At 65.6% G+C, this 15,057-nt stretch carries 9 protein-coding genes; 4 read left to right on the forward strand and 5 right to left on the reverse strand.

What is annotated here, in order from left to right:
* Window positions 1–34: 34 nt before the first annotated feature.
* Genes MTBUT4_RS00975 through MTBUT4_RS00995 form a run of 5 tightly spaced genes read right to left on the reverse strand, consistent with a single transcriptional unit; the run spans window position 35 to window position 7,694 of the window.
* Window positions 35–1,810: a hypothetical protein gene (locus tag MTBUT4_RS00975; protein WP_173977794.1), complete on the reverse strand. Its 1,776-nt coding sequence runs from the start codon at window positions 1,808–1,810 to the stop codon at window positions 35–37.
* Window positions 1,807–4,047, reverse strand: a complete 2,241-nt coding sequence (locus MTBUT4_RS00980) for a glycosyltransferase (protein WP_254434690.1) — start codon at window positions 4,045–4,047, stop codon at window positions 1,807–1,809. Before MTBUT4_RS00980 ends, MTBUT4_RS00975 begins: the two co-directional genes overlap by 4 nt.
* A gap of 5 nt (window positions 4,048–4,052) precedes the next feature.
* A complete protein-coding gene (locus tag MTBUT4_RS00985; RefSeq protein WP_173977796.1) occupies window positions 4,053–5,207 on the reverse strand; it encodes a hypothetical protein in 1,155 nt (384 codons plus the stop codon).
* Window positions 5,204–6,475, reverse strand: coding sequence for a hypothetical protein (locus MTBUT4_RS00990; RefSeq protein ID WP_173977797.1), 1,272 nt, complete (start codon window positions 6,473–6,475; stop codon window positions 5,204–5,206). Before MTBUT4_RS00990 ends, MTBUT4_RS00985 begins: the two co-directional genes overlap by 4 nt.
* Window positions 6,465–7,694, reverse strand: a complete 1,230-nt coding sequence (locus MTBUT4_RS00995; RefSeq protein ID WP_173977798.1) for a DegT/DnrJ/EryC1/StrS aminotransferase family protein — start codon at window positions 7,692–7,694, stop codon at window positions 6,465–6,467. The genes MTBUT4_RS00990 and MTBUT4_RS00995 overlap by 11 nt, the downstream gene beginning before the upstream one ends.
* 999 nt (window positions 7,695–8,693) lie before the next feature.
* Here MTBUT4_RS00995 and MTBUT4_RS01000 point away from each other — a divergent pair.
* The 4 genes from MTBUT4_RS01000 to MTBUT4_RS01015 all read left to right on the forward strand — a co-directional run bounded on the left by MTBUT4_RS01000 (window position 8,694) and on the right by MTBUT4_RS01015 (window position 15,022).
* Window positions 8,694–10,811, forward strand: a complete 2,118-nt coding sequence (locus tag MTBUT4_RS01000) for a hypothetical protein (protein WP_173977799.1) — start codon at window positions 8,694–8,696, stop codon at window positions 10,809–10,811.
* Complete coding sequence (locus MTBUT4_RS01005) at window positions 10,808–12,076, forward strand: hypothetical protein (RefSeq protein ID WP_173977800.1); 1,269 nt, start codon at window positions 10,808–10,810, stop codon at window positions 12,074–12,076. The genes MTBUT4_RS01000 and MTBUT4_RS01005 overlap by 4 nt, the downstream gene beginning before the upstream one ends.
* Window positions 12,077–12,254: 178 nt before the next feature.
* Window positions 12,255–13,064: a tetratricopeptide repeat protein gene (locus MTBUT4_RS01010; RefSeq protein ID WP_173977801.1), complete on the forward strand. Its 810-nt coding sequence runs from the start codon at window positions 12,255–12,257 to the stop codon at window positions 13,062–13,064.
* Window positions 13,065–13,078: 14 nt separating this feature from the next.
* Window positions 13,079–15,022, forward strand: a complete 1,944-nt coding sequence (locus tag MTBUT4_RS01015) for a glycosyltransferase family 39 protein (RefSeq protein WP_173977802.1) — start codon at window positions 13,079–13,081, stop codon at window positions 15,020–15,022.
* The last annotated feature ends 35 nt before the right edge of the window (window positions 15,023–15,057 follow it).

The raw sequence follows: 15,057 nt of genomic DNA on the forward strand, positions 1-15,057 counted from the left end.
TGAACCGGGCGTCGTTGACAATAGCTAGGGGGCATTACCGAACTTCCCGGCCTACGTCAATCGGGGCGGGGCGCTTTTTGCGCGTCTTGCCGCCCGCCACCGAGAAGGCGAGCAGGAGGACGTAGAACGGCAGGGCGATATAGATGTAACGCTCCGGCAGAGTTCCCACGAACACCGCATGGGCCGCCGCGTGATAGAGCAGCATCATCGCAAAGGTGAGGAAGGCTGCGCGTGCGTCCGATGCGCGCCTCAGCACGGTCGGCACGAGGGAGACAATGACCAGGAACACCACTGGCTTGAGAACCAGCATGGCCCACCCCCACACGGCCGAAAGGATCGATAGAACCTCGGGGTGCCGGGTACTCATCCAGTGCGCGTCGCGCTCGGCGGCGGCAAGCGGGCCGTAATGGTGCTGAAAGAACTGGGTGAGCGGCATCGCCGGCCGAACAAGCACCATCTCGGCCCCGACGAGAACGTGGAAGGGCGGTCCCATCAGGTACATCAGTGCCGAGAAACCAACGTTGACGAGAATTTCCGGCCGCGCCTTGATCGCTTCGACGGACACCTGACGCAAGAGGTCGTTGCCCTCCACCGCCCCCAGAGACCCCACCACGATCTCTGACCAGATCATCCCCCAGTTGCTGTGTGAGGGGCGCGAGACGTTTTCCAAGAAATCCTGAAAATCCGCGTATTGGGGCAACCTGGTCCGATTCCTCTCGAAGAAGTCCTCGTACACCGCCAGCAGCCGCGCGGTCGCCGGGCCATTCTCCGGGCGAATCTTGTTCTGCGCCTTCCAGTAGGAATACCGAATCTGGCCATCCCGATAACGGTTAAGGTCCGGAGGTTCGATTGAACTCTGACCGAACACGTAGGTTGTATAGAAGAGGGCCACACCCCCGAGATGGGTCAAATCCAGGCTGAACACCGGCGGATCATACCGCCGAGGTTCGGGCGCCAGCCTCGAAAGGGTGTCGCGGGCTATCACCCAGATTGCGAGCACAAAGATGGCCGCCAGCAGCGCCGAGAACGCCGGCCTCACCAGGGATCGCCGTGCTAACAGCACGAGGACCAACGGCAGGAACAGCAAGCCCTCGCCGACCGGACGGACCATGGTCAGCGCCAGCAAGGCGGCCGTGGCCATCCAGACATAAGACGGGTTCGACCGCGTAATAATCCGAGTTGCCAGGTATGCGGCCACCAGTAGGAAGAACATGTAGGGTTGCTCGGTCATCAGCGTGGTGCTGAAGATGTTCGGCAGTAGCGTGGCACAAAGCCCGAATCCCGCGACTGTCGCCGCCCGCCGTCCAAAAGGAAGCAACGTGCGATAGGCGATGAGCGGCATGGCCACCGCCATCGCGGACTGAACCAATATCAATACATAGAGGTCTCCCGTGATCGGGAATCCAGACAACGCAATTATTAAAGAATATCCTGGCGTCCTATAATAATATTCGTTAAGACTTTTTATGTCAAAGCCGAGCAAGAACTCCGACAGCTTCATATACGAATAGCTATCAGGATTGTCACATATGGGAACAATAAACAAAAACGCCGCCTGAACGACCAGCGCAAAAACTGACAACGTCTTTTCAATCCGACCGCGGGGTCGCCAGCGTTTGGCGATCCGTCGGGTGTGCGCGCGCGCCGCGCGACTCAGGGGATGATTGGCGGCTTTGCGCCGCCATTGGCCGATGGCGGTCGCGACCCTTCGGAGTTCGGCGAGGTCTGTTCCTGCCAGACGGAGCCGGATGGCGCCCATACCACGCCGCAGCGCGGCCGCCACCCGCGCGACAGAATCCACTCCAGTCACGTCACGCCCTTTCCTGCCGGTCCCGGGCTATTGTCCCACAATGCCCGGTATTTCCCGAGCATTCCTTCCAGGTCGAACCCGGCTTCGATGCGCATGCGCGCCCGTTCGCCCAGCCGCTTGCGCTCCTCGGGGGCATTGGCCAAGCCCACCAGGGCGTCCGCCAGCGATCGGGGATCCCGGACCGGGGTGACCAGGCCGGCATCGCCGACCAGTGCCGGCGCATCCCCGGACGCGGTGACCACGCACGGCACGCCGCAGGCCATGGCCTCGGCCACCACGTTCGGGAAGCCTTCGCCGAAGGCCGAGGACAGCACGAAGACATCGAGGCCGGGAAGCACCCCGGCCACGTCCTCGACCTCGCCCAGCAGGGTGACGCGACCCCTTAGGCCGGGATGCTCCAGGACGTGCCGCAGCACGGTGTTCGCGGCATCGACATGGCGTCCCGCCATGATGAAGCGAAGTGCCGGATGGCGCGCCAGGGCCTGGGCGGCGGCCTCGCAGAAGCCAAGGTGATCCTTCATCGGGTCGAAACGGGCGATCATGCCGACCACCACCTCGGCGGCGGTCACGCCCCAGTCGCTCCGGCGTCTGGCCCGGGTCTCGGGATCGGGCCTGAAGCGCTCAAGATCGACGCCGTTGGCGATGACGCGGGTGCGCCGGGGGCGATAGCCGACGGAGGTATGAAAATCGAGGCCCGCCTTCGAATTGGCGATCACCGCCGCCGGCAGGCGCGACAGCGCCGCCACCGCCCTGCGGACCAGGCCCGTCCGCACGCCGTATGCGGCGAGATCCATGTCGGAACAGCGGATGTTCCAGATCAGCCGGCCGGGCCGGCCGGCAACCAGATGGGCCAGGGTTCCCACCAGATCGGCGTGATAGAGCCAGGTCATCACCACTGCCGGCCGCTCACGCCACAACAGGAGGGCCAGGCGCAGGACGGCGAGCGGGGACGGCATGGCCGGCCGCATTCCGAGGACATGGAGCGCGACCCCCGCACCCTCGATGGACCCGCCAAGCACGCTCGCGTCGGAGAGCGACACCACCACATGGCGGGCGCCCGATCGTGGCGCGCGCACCAGATTGACCAGCGTGCGCTCCGCGCCGCCCACCCCGAGCCCGGTGATGACATGGACCACCTTGGGCTCGCAAAGGCGGCGATAGGCCGCCTCGGTGGCATCGATCATGGTGGGCAGGGCGAACCGCAGACCGCGCCGGCGGGCGGCGTCACGCAACGCGCCGAGATCGCCGGCCATCCCCACCACCGCGTCCGCGAGCCCTTCCGGGTCGGCGGGCGATACCACCGCCCCCGCATCGCCGACGATGGCACGGGCGTCACCCACGTCGGTGGCGACCACCGGCACGCCACAGGCCAGGGCCTCGCCGATGACGTTCGAGAACCCCTCGCCGAACGCCGACGTCGACACCAGGACGTCCAGACCGTTGTAAAGCGTTTCCGGATCCGGCCGGAACGGCAGCCAGTCCAGGCGTTCCGCCAGGCCTAGCGAGGAGGCTTTGGCCCGCAGGGCCTCCAGCCGCGCCGCGGGGCCGGCGCCGACGCAGACGAAGCGGGCCGCCGGCAGCGCGGACGACAGCCGCGCCGCGGCGGCGAGAAAGGTCTCGTGGTCCTTCATCGGATCGAAACGCGCCACCATTCCGACCAGGATGTGCTCCGGTTCCACCCCCAGCGAGCGGCGCAAGCCGGCCCGCCGATCCGGGCATGGGGCGAAGCGCCGGGTGTCGATTCCGTTGGGAATGACCATCCCCGCCCGGGGAAAGCCGCGTCGCCAGGCGGCGTCCAGGCCGGCCGCCGAGTTCGAGACGATCAGATCGGCCCATCCCGCCGCCAAGGCCTCCAGGCGATAGGTGAGGGCGGAAAGCCGGTCGTAGCGCGACAGGTCCATGTTGGAGGCCCGCACCCCCAGGACCGCGCGGGCGCCGCAGATGCGCGCGGCAACCAGGGCCAGGAGGTTGGGCACGGCCAGGAAGCCCTGAACGATGTCGGGGCGCAGCGTCCGGACCAGGCGCAACAGCCGCCATATCGGCCCGAGGACGTCCCACCGTCCCCGCTTGCCCAGGGTCAGGACGGTGAGTCCCAGCCGGTCCAGTTCGTCGTGCAGGGCGCCGCCGGGGTAGAACGCCACCACGGTGACCAGGTGTCCCTTATCCCGCAGCCCGGCGGCCAGACAGGCCAGCTGGCGTTCCGCCCCTCCCGCCGAGAGCGACCGGGCAAGCAGCACGATGTTCAACCGGAATCCTCCCCGCCCTCGTCCAGGTCGCGGACCGCCGCCAGGAACTCCCTGCGGATGGTCGGCAGGTCGTCGTCTTCCCAGACCCAGCGCTGCCCCCGCGCCGCGGTCGGCGGTGTCTCCCCCGGCGTGAAGCCCAGCGAGGTCACATAGGCCGTGCTCGATTGCGGCACGTCCTCTGTGATGATCTTGAACATCAGCGACCGTGTCCGCCCGCCGAAATGACACAGCATCATCGGCCCGCCACTGACCCCCAGGTTCAGGAACGCCGCCTCGTACAGCGCCATCCGCAGGCTGACCACCCACGATGCCTCGGGCAGGATGCGCAATCCGGCCAGTTCGGGCGGCGGCGGGTCGGCGGTGCGGGCGGTATCGCGCAGGAAGACCACCGCCCAGCGGTTTGGATCCAGCTCGCGCGCGAATTGCGCCCAGGCGGCCAGGTTCGAATTCCTGGCGGGCATGAATTCGTACTCACGCAAGGTGATGGTGATCAGCCGCCTTGCGCCGGATTCGGCCTTCGCCCAGCGCGCGACCCATCGCCGCGCCGCCGCCGGCGCCGTCAGCAGGGCGCAATCCGCCCCCTCCCGCGCCTGTTGCAGCAGATCGGCGGGGATCGGGAAGAAGGGCTGGCGGGGATGGTAGAGCGGCGGAAAGACCTCGGCCTGCCGATGAAACACCCCGGCGGCGACGTCGCGGTCGGCGGCCAGAAGGATGCCGCAGGGGCCGGCCAGCGAAAACGCCGGCATGATCAGGTTGAACAGGCGCCAGTGCCGGTCGTCTCGATCCACCGCGGCTTCGTAGACCTCCTCCTCGTCGCGCAGGCCGTCGCTCCTGCCCGGCACGACCACGAACTGGATCCGGCGCCGCCCCAGCCGCCGGCGTTCCAGTTCGGCGCCGACGATGAACCAGAGGACGTCGTAGGTCACCGGCGCGACGTCGAGATCGAGGAAGGCGTAAAGGACGTCGCCATCCGGCGCCTCGCCGCGACGGCGCCGGAGCATCGCGCGCAGCCGCGCCCGCAGGCGGAACAGCAGCCGCCCCGGCGCGGTGGTCGGCGTGTTCCATTCGAAGGCGAGACGGCGCCGCAGCCATGGCAGCCCCTGCGCCCTGAGGCGCCAGCCCAGTCTCGCCAGTCCCGAGGGCTCCTTCACCGCCGGCCTCGCCCGAGGCCGGCCAGCGCGTCCCTGAAGCGGAACGCCAGCCGCCGACGCGCGTCGGCCTCTCCGGATAGGGCGCGCACGGTCAGGTCGGCGCCCCGCCGGACCAGATAGGCATAGCGCGGCCACTCCCTCAGCCGGGCGACCAGCCGGAAGGCCCATCGGGACAGGGAGCCGGGTCCGCCGGCCGGTCCGGCGACCGCCGCCACCTCCGTGCCGGCCCGCCTTTCCACGTCCGCCCAGTCCGGACCCATCTCGCCGGCGTGCCAGCGCACGGTCAGCCGGAAAAGATTTCGCTTGGTATCGTCGAAGACGGGGCTGCGGTACGACGACCACAGGATCATCCGCCGGTACCAGCGCCCCAGGGCGGTGTTGCCCTTCCACCAGCTGGGGGCGAGGTCACGGCGGCGATCCTCGGCCGGGGCCCAGCTGGCGACCATCAATTCGTCGGAATCCAGCACGGCATGGGCGGGCGCGTCGGCGCCGAAATTGGCGTCGATGTAGTTCCCGTCCAGGGTCCAGTGGCTCAGCATGGAGGTGTCGTGGTCCGTGATCGCCGCGTAGTCCAGCAGGATCGGCGCCCACGACATGCTGTGCACCACCGCGCCCCGGCCATCCGCCACCCGCCACCATGCGGCGGGAAGGAATTCGGCCAGGTAGGTGCTGTCGAACTCGTAGCTCAGGGTTTCGCTGTGGAACGCGGACAGCACCGCCGCGGTCAGGGTCCTGGACGGAATCGGCAGCGGCGCCTGGTCATCGGCGCGGGACGCGAACACCCCCTGCCGCGCAAGGCTGTCGAACAGCGGTTCCTCGGCGCATCGCAAGGCGGCGGCCAGGACGACCCGCTTGCCCCGGCGCCAGTGGGCGAGGACGGCCGCGATCGCCCCTTCGGACATCACCATGTCGGGGGTCAGATGCACCACCAGGGCCCCGGCGCGAAAGGCGATGTCGGTGGCCGCCTTGTGTCCGACGCCCATGTGCTGGCAGTTGGACACCCCGTCCGGCCTGGGCGGTATCGGCACCAGTTCGGGCTGGACGAAGGCGGCGGCGCCGACCATGGCGGGGGCGTCCTTCAGGCGCTCCCAATCCGCGGGCGTGGTGCAAACCAGCAGCCGATGGCCGGCCCCGGAGGGCAGGCTTCCGAAATTGCCGGTGGTGGTCAGCGACGGCAGGCAATACCGGCACAGATAGTCGCGATACTCGTCACCCCAGACGACGACGATGAAGTAGACGGGCTGAAACGGCGGTGGGTCACTGGCCATCGGCCGCGTCCCCTCCGGTGTAGTGCGCCTCGACCTTTCGGAGGGCGGCGACGGTGTCGCTCACCTCGGTCTCGCCGTAGTTCTCGTTGACATAGAGAACGAAGCTGTCCGCACAGGCCCTGGCCGCGTTCGGGGTGGCGAAATCGTCGTCGAGGTGTCCCGCCAGGAACGGCCAGGTGGCGGCCACGTATTCGTAATGGGGGTTGAGGTCGATGCCTTCCGCCCGCACCGCATGGGCGAATTCCATCTTGTCGCAGGACACCATCCCCGCATCCACGAAGACCGGGATGATGAACGGGGAATCGCCCGGGCTGTAGGGGCGGACCGTGCAGGCGCGCGAATGACGCCGCAGCTTGCCGGCGATCCCGGCGACATAGGCCAGCCTGCGCACGATGGTCTCGTCCAGCCGCTCCAGCGAGGCCAGGCCGATGGCGCAGGAGATCTCGTCGGTGTGGAGATTGAGCGCCGGGAACAGGAACTGGGCGGGATTGCGCCAGTCGAATCCTTCCTGCCAGACCGGCTTTCCCCGGTCGGCGTGGGCCAGCGCCATGTGGTAGAGGTCCCGGTCGCGGGTGAACACCACCCCGCCCGAGCCGCCGGTGATGTGGGCCTTGCGGTTCATGGTGGAAAAGGCGGCGATATCGCCGAACGTCCCCACGGGGCGCCCCTTCCAGCAAGCGCCGTGGGCCTGGCTGCAATCCTCGAGCACACGGATGCCGTGCTGCCGGGCGACGGCCATGACGCCGTCCATGTCGACCGCCTGCCCGGTGGCGTGGACGACCACCGCCGCCCGCACGTCGGGGGCCAGCCGCGCCGCGAAGGTGCCGGCGCCGATGTTGTAGGACCCGGGCTCGCTGTCCATCAGCCGCGGCACCAGGCCGTTCAGGATGATCGCCGACAGCGTTCCCGGATCGGTGATTGGCGAGCACAGGACTTTCGAACCCGGCGGCAGCCCGAGGGCGGCCAGCGCGACGTAAAGGGCAGCCGTCCCCGTCGCCACCGAATCGGCGAAGCCGCCGCCCAGCTTCGCCGCGAAGGCGGCGGTGTAGCGGTCCTCGAACGGCCCCTGGTAGCCAGGGTCCTGGCCGATCCGACGGTAATGGTCCAGCACCTCGGCGACCATATGCTCCTCGGCCGGCCCCATCGCCCGCCGCAACGGCATGGGGACGCGGCGCACGGGCGGGCCGCCGTGGAGGGCAAGCTTTATCGAAGGAGTCATGGGAATGCCTACCGTACAATCAAAGTCGTCAGGGACGCGGGCCCGGTGCCGCCGCTCGAGGGCCTACTTTAGCCGGGCGTCGCGCCGATGAAAAACGCTTCTTCGTCGATCGGCGCCAATCGGCCGGCCACGGCGCCATCCACACGATAATGGCTTCCCTGCCGCCGGCATTTTGGTATCGTCCCCAAATTCGCCTTCCGGCTGGCAGCTATTCGGGTGACCTGAGCCGATGCTTGTATTGCTCAACCTGCCATTCGTGAACAAGCAATCCGCCTATTATGCCGAATTCGAGGCACGGCGATATGCGAACCCCGCCCTTGCGCTTCTGGCTGCCATTTGCACTCAGCACGGCATCCCTCGGACGATCATCGACTGCAAGCTCGAAAACCTTTCGCGGGAGGACCTGCCGAAGGAAGTCGCGGCAAGGCTTGGCGGCGAGGCGCCATCAAGGCGACCATACGCTTCGCCATCCAGGAAAATCCGCACGAAGTCGGTGTCGGCATCATGGTTCCCTGGCCGGGTACGGAAATCTGGGAATTGGCCCGCGATGGCAAGGAAGGCTATGAACTGAACGATACGGGGTTTCGACACTACGACAAGTATTTTGGGCAATCCTTGCGAACCAAGCATCTGGACATAGCGCTGCTGAAACGATTGCGAGGCCGAATGTACATTGAATTGCACGTGAAGAATTTTTGTTTTATCGATCTTGCAAAATTTCTGTGGCGTCTGCGTCGATCTATTGCCAGAAAGGCGTGGTCCATGGTGTTTCCGCGGGCCCTGAGGCGACGGTCATCATAGGATTCGGCCCGGAGTTGATGCGACCGGGCTGCCCTGCCGTTTCGGGAAGTCCTGAATTGCACATATCGGCAAGTGGGAAAGCCATACCGTTAAGGCGCCCAGTTCCGGAGTCGGACATCGAGGCCATTCATTCCCATGCAACCGCCACGAACTAAAGAATTTTTTTGGTCTCCCCTGCCTCACATCGTGGTGTTGGGCGTGACATTGTTTTTCTTGTTTTTGGGAAATGAGCGTTTTTTTCTGGCCGACCTTGATGGCGTGCATATGCGCGTCCTCGTTCGCGAACAATTCGAATGGCAAGGCATCGGCTTCGGCCTGGGCTTCACGCCATTCCAGGGAGTGTTCAACGCGGTCTTCCCATTCAACCTGACCATCGTCCCGGTCTTCCTGCTGCAGCACCTGCTGTCAGGCGACGTCCACCTGCCGCTGTCGGCGACCCTGTTTTCATTGGAGATGTTCGCCGCCGCCTGGATTGCCGGCGGTCTGGTCGGTGCCGACCGGCCCGCCCGGATCATCGGGTCCTGGGCGGTCGCGATCGTCTGCCTGCCGGTACTGTCGGGCCATCCGTTCATGGCCTCGTTCGACCGGGTGCCGTTCTATATCGACCTCATCCTTTACCTTTTTGTTTCGCTGCTGCTCCTCAAGGGAATCAGGGGACAAAGCTGGGCCAGCGACGCCGCCAGGGCGCTCGGGTGTGCCGCGCTCCTCAATTACGCGGCCTTCGAGAACCCCCTTGCGGTCATGATCGTGGGGCCGGCCGCGCTTTTTTTCGTGATCGCGATCATCGCCGCCGCCGCCGACCGGCGCGAGCGCCTGGCCAAATCGGCAGCGGCGGCGGCAGTGGCGGTGTCGGGGATCGCCAGCGGCGCCCTGCCCAACGTGCTGGGCGGAACACTCTTCACCGTCCCGACCTTTTTCGCCGACGAGCTCCTGCACAGCCAGGCCATGCCGCTCCACGCCTCGATCGCCTATCAGGCGGCGACCTTCGGCTCCCATCTGGGCATGATCGCGGTGGGCGGTTCGGTGATCGGGGGCCTGGTCCTGCTGCGCCGGGGCGGGATCGGGCGCTATGAGCGCCAGCTGCTTCTGGCGCACTTGATCCTGGTGTGCGCCATCGTCGGCGGCGGTTACCTGCTGGTGCGGTCCGGGTGGGTCGGTCCGCAGACGCGCTATTTCGAACTGGTGCACTGGCCGCTATACGGGGTTCTTTTCGCCGTTGCCGCAATCGCCGCCATCCGTTTCGCCGCCCGCCAGGCGGCGCGCCTGCTGCTAGTGACACGGGCCCACCGGGCGGCATTGATCTGGGGCCCGGTGACGCGGCTACCGTGGTTTGCCGAATCGCTGGCGCTCGGCGCCCTCATCACCTGCCTCGCGGTGTGGGGCGGCATTCCGGCCAGCCGGCAGCCGGGCTTCCCCTTCCCGCCCCGGCACACCGCCATCACCAACGTGCTGGCCGCGGAAACGGCGCTGTCGCCCGGGCAGGCGTTCCGGGGATCGACGGCGACCCTGACCGGCTTCGGCGACAAGCCGGGCGGCGCGAGCTGGAGCGAGCTGCATTACAACGACCACCTCCTGTTGCACGCGACCGGCAACGACCACCGCACCATGGGCCTTTGGTATTTCGGCATTCCCACCCTGACCGAGTACAGCCACCATTCCACGCCCCAGCTGTACTTCCTGCTCGACCGCTTCCTCACCCGGCCGCAGGACCGCCAGCTCAGGAACATCACGATCTACACCCGCCTTGCTCCGCGGATCATGCGCCTTCTCGGCATCCGGTACGTGATCAGCGACCAGCCCCACCCGGAGCTTGGAACGCCGCGGGCCAGGCTGCCCCTACCCCAGGGGGGAGAATTGACCCTGCATGAACTCGAGGGCGCCAATCTCGGCTCGTGGGCGGCAACCCGGGTGGTGACCGGCGCCGATGTGGACGCCTTCACGCGCTGGATGGCCTCCCATCCGGACCTTGAAAGAGAGGCCTTCGCCTTTGAAGCGATCGAGGGGCCCCTGGCGCCCGCCCGGGTCTCTCCCATGGTGGTGGACGGCAAGGAAATCCGGATTGCCGCCGAAAGCGACGGAACCTCGCTTTTGGTGCTGCCGGTGCAATATTCCCATTGCCTCACCCTGCGCGGACCCGGCCGCCTGGTTCGCATCGACCTGGCCCTGGCGGGCATCGTCTTTTCGACGAAGTTCGAAGGGAGCTTGCGCCTGGACCGGGGGCCGTTAGGCGCCGGGTGGTGCCGCCTGGCCGACTTGCGGGAGATGAAGCGGCTCGGTCTGGGTCAGACGGGCGATCCCGCCGGGCGCCGGCCATGACGCAAGGCTGGCGCTCCTTCCTTTCCCGGGAGTTGGACGTATCCGTGGTCCGGCGCGGACTTGCCGGCAGCTTCCTTCTGGGCGTCGCGCTGGCCCTCAACCTGGGACTTTTACTGCTTGCCAACGAAGTGCTGCCGCTGGAGAACTATGGAATATTCTACCTGGGCATCAGCATGGTCAACGTGATGACCGCGCCCTCGATGGTCATCAGCTTGGCATTCGCACACCATTCGGCACAAATGCGGGCCACCGGACGGCACGACGAGGCCGATGCCGCGTTCCACCGTTATTTCCGCCGCACCCTTGCCGTCGGCCTCCCAGCGGCGGCCATCGTGCTGGCGGCGCTGCTCGCCGTCTCGGCCATGGACGGCCCCGGACGCATGGCGATCGCCGCCATCGTCGTGGGTATCGCCTTCCTGTCTTACCTCGCCGACACCTTTCGAGCCCACCTGATCGGGTGTTCCCGCCAGTTCGCAGTCGGTCTGTATCTTCTGGGCTGGACCGGTGCGCGACTGACATTCGGCGCCGCGGCGCTGCTGGCGGCCGGCACGGCGCTGGCCGGACTGGCCGGCATATTGGTCGCGACGCTGCTGCTGCTCGCCGTCTCTTGGCGTCTGGTCGCGCCGCCGGCAGGCGCGGCGGCCGTGTCGGAGGAATTCGGCAACGTCCTTCATGGCCGGTTCCTGGCATGGCTGGCGTTCCTCAACCTGCTGCCCTACGTCGATCTCGGGATTGCCTATCTGATCCTCGACAAGACGGCCTTTGGCGCCTATACGGCTGCGGCGACATTGCCCAGGGCGGCATTGCTGCTTGCCGGACCCATCATACAGACCGCCTTGCCGTTAGCATTGGCCGGGTCCGGCCGGGGACGGCAGCGAGTGGCCCTCAGAGGATGGATGGCTACGGCGTTCGTGACCGGACTGACCGGGCTGTCCATCGCCGTCACCGCGCATACCGCAGGTGACGGACGACTCCTCAACGGCGCGGACACGGTCGCGGTCGCGGCGCTTTGTCTGTCCACACTGAGTGCCAGCCTGCTGCGGTATTCAGCCACCCTGGACTTGGCGAATGGCAGACTGACCGTGACGGCAGGCTGGGCGATAGGCTTTTTCGCCGTTTCTGCCTGGTGCCTAATCGCGCCGCCCGCCACGCCGGCCGACCTGGCGATCCGGTTCGCGATTGCCGGCACCGTCCTGGTCGGCTGCCACCTCGCCCTGGGGGCCATGTGGTTTCGGCACAAAAAGAGGGTAACGGCGGAGGAATGAAGGGTTGTTTCCCGGTATTCCATGGCTATGCTCCCCGTTTGTCCATGGTATGGCCTGTGCGGCAATGGCATCAGGCTCCAGCGCAGACGGAGATGCACCTATGCCGAGCGCTCGGTTGCGAAGGATCGTCCGGCCCGCTGGCCTTCTCCTGCTCGCATTCCTGTGCGGCCGGCCGACAATGGCAGCCGACAACGCACCTGGTAGCATGGCGGACCCTTGCCTGCTGAGACGGAACCAGTGCCTTTCCAATCAGATCGCCGTTTCCCCCGATGCGCCGCCCGAAGTCGTGAAATTCAGGCTTTCGCCACCCCACAAGCATCTCTGCCATCTCGCCATCGCGATGTACGACAGCGGCGACATGACGTCCGCTCTCAAGCACTTCCTCGAACTGGCGGAAATCGGCTATGCCCCGGCGCAATGCCGGGTGGCGACCATGTATCTCGAGGGCCGGGGTCCAAACAAGGATCTTCCTGCGGCAGCCCGCTGGATGGGCAAAGCAGCTGAAGAGGACTTGAAGTTCGCACAGTATATCTATGCGCTTATGCATGCGAATGGTGTCGGGGTTCCGCGAGATGACCGCGTGGCCGCCAGCTGGATGCGGCGCGCGGCGGATGCCGGCTTTTCGGACGCCATGGTCGCCCTTGCACAACTATATGCGTCGGGGCGTGGCGCGCCGAAGGACATGGCGTTGGCAGCCGAATGGTTCGGCAAGGCGGCGGAACGCGGCGATACCTTCGCCCAGGCGGAACTGGCCGACCTGCTGTGGAAGGGCGACGGGGTGACGCCGGACAGAGAGAAGGCAATCGAATGGTATCGCAAGGCCGCCGAAGGCGGCGACGTGCCCGCGCAGCGCAAGTTGGGCCTAGCCCTCCTGAACGACAGGCGATCCGATGCCAGGGCCGCCGAAGGAACCAGGTGGCTGAAAATGGCCGCAGACAGGGGTGACGACCAGGCCAAGGCCGCCTTGGCTGCGGAGCCGGCCCAATGAACAGGGGAACGATCATGAGGTCCGGCAAAGGCCGGTGGGGAATTGACATCGAGCTCGCCGTTCTGCTTGTGATTCCGTTCATCCTATTGCTGGCCAACACCGAGTGGTTGTTTCCGGCCGGCCACCCTACCGATGGCTGGCAAAGCAAGGCGTTCTTCTTCGAGGGGCCGCGCGACTGGCCGGAACTCTACGAAACCTACAAGGCGGCCAGGATTTCCTGGAACCTTAAGGGATATGTCGTCCACCACGTCTTTTCCGCGCATGTCGCGCATTACGTCCTGCACATCGGCATGTTCTGCGGCTTGATCGCCGCATTCTATCTGCCGGTCCGCAACGTTCTAGGGCGCAACGTCGCCTTCCTGGCGACGGCGGCGTTTGCCACGTACAGCCAGTTTCATACCGTGACATCGTTCGAGTGGGACTATCAGGTCCACGATGGCGCCCTCAATGCCCTGATCGCCATGTACACCCTCGAGAGGGCGGCACGGGTAGACGCCGGCTGGCGCAAATGGCTGATCTGGAGTGGCGTCTTCTGGGGACAGGGACTGCAGACCGTCTATATGGCGGCCTTCATCCCCGCCATGGTCGTTTGGTTCCTCTGGCTGAACCACCAGGGTGGCCGCCGCCCCATCCTGGCCAGTGCCTCGTGGGTGATGGGGGGGGCGCTGATCGTCACGTTGCTCTACTGCGTGGTGAGCTATGCCATGGGCGGGCCGTTCTTTTTCTTCAGCGGCATCGTCACGCCCTTCAAGATCATTGTGATCGGCCAGTCCACCGGCTCGTTCGCATTCCATCCCGGGTACTGGGCACCGCTGTCCGAAATTTTCGATACCGCGAAGGGTTTCGCCCTTCCTTTCGCCACCTTCGCTGCGTCAGTGCTGCTGCTGGCGCGCCTGCTGCTTGTCAGGCGCAACGCCCCCTACCTTCAGGCCATCATGCTGTGCCTGCTCGTATCGCTGGCCGCCGCCGCTGCCGGGTTGTTCATGCACCTGATCGGACACGGCCAGTTTGCGCGCGACAACATCATCGCCTATCAGGTGCCATTTGTGTTCTTCGGCATCGCGGCGCTGTTCGCCTACGCGCTGAAGGTCTCCGGCCTGTCCGTTCCCGCCAATGCCGGACTGGCATGGGCGACCAAGCTCATAGCACTGGGCATCATGGTGTCGGCCCTGGCCTTCGGCGGGTTGGTCGCCAATGCGGCAGACGGCGTGCTCAACCTCGCCAGGGGCATCCTGGGCATCCCGCCAAATTCCGGGATCACATACTCCCTGGACGTGGTGTTGATCGCCTCCATTTGCGCAGCACTCTACCTTTTTTTCCCATATGCATACCGCGCTGCCGCCGCGATCAGACGCTACGACGGCAGTGCCCAGGTGACCATTCTGTCCGTTTGCCTGGCGTTTGCGAACAACCACACAGCATCCATTTCTATCGGTTCCTATGATTCTCTCAACAGATGCGGATACTTCGAGGAACAGTACCAGGCCGTTACTGACATTTTTGAGCTTTTTACTGAATATAGGTTTGGCACATCGTGGTTTCGTTCGAATGAATATATTATGAATCCGGACAAGGACTGCCAAAAGGATCCGGTCGGATATAGAATCGACTACGGAGCTCTTTACGGCGCCGCTCTCGGCATGTACGGCTATTCGATCATATCGGGCAAGGATCCGGTTTACTTCTTGGCCGACCCTTATCTCTCAACCAAGACATTCGACACGCTTGCGCTGGAGCGCGCCTACATGCTGCCAAAAACTTTCCGGCTTGCGGTTCTGTCCCACGGTGAGCAGGACCAGGACACGGCGGTGGCGACGCTGTCGCGGAACGGCCTTCGTGCCGATATCCTGGCGCGGAAAAAGATCGAGTACCCGCCTGTCCTGGTCTACGTTTCGGTGCTTCAGGTGACCAAGGACGATCGCCTGCGTGCGCAGGAAAGAATCGACTTTCGGCCCTGAGTAGATTTACGGCCATTCGCCTTTACGAAGCGACC

This window comes from Magnetospirillum sp. UT-4, assembly GCF_902729435.1.
Classification (GTDB): domain Bacteria; phylum Pseudomonadota; class Alphaproteobacteria; order Rhodospirillales; family Magnetospirillaceae; genus Magnetospirillum.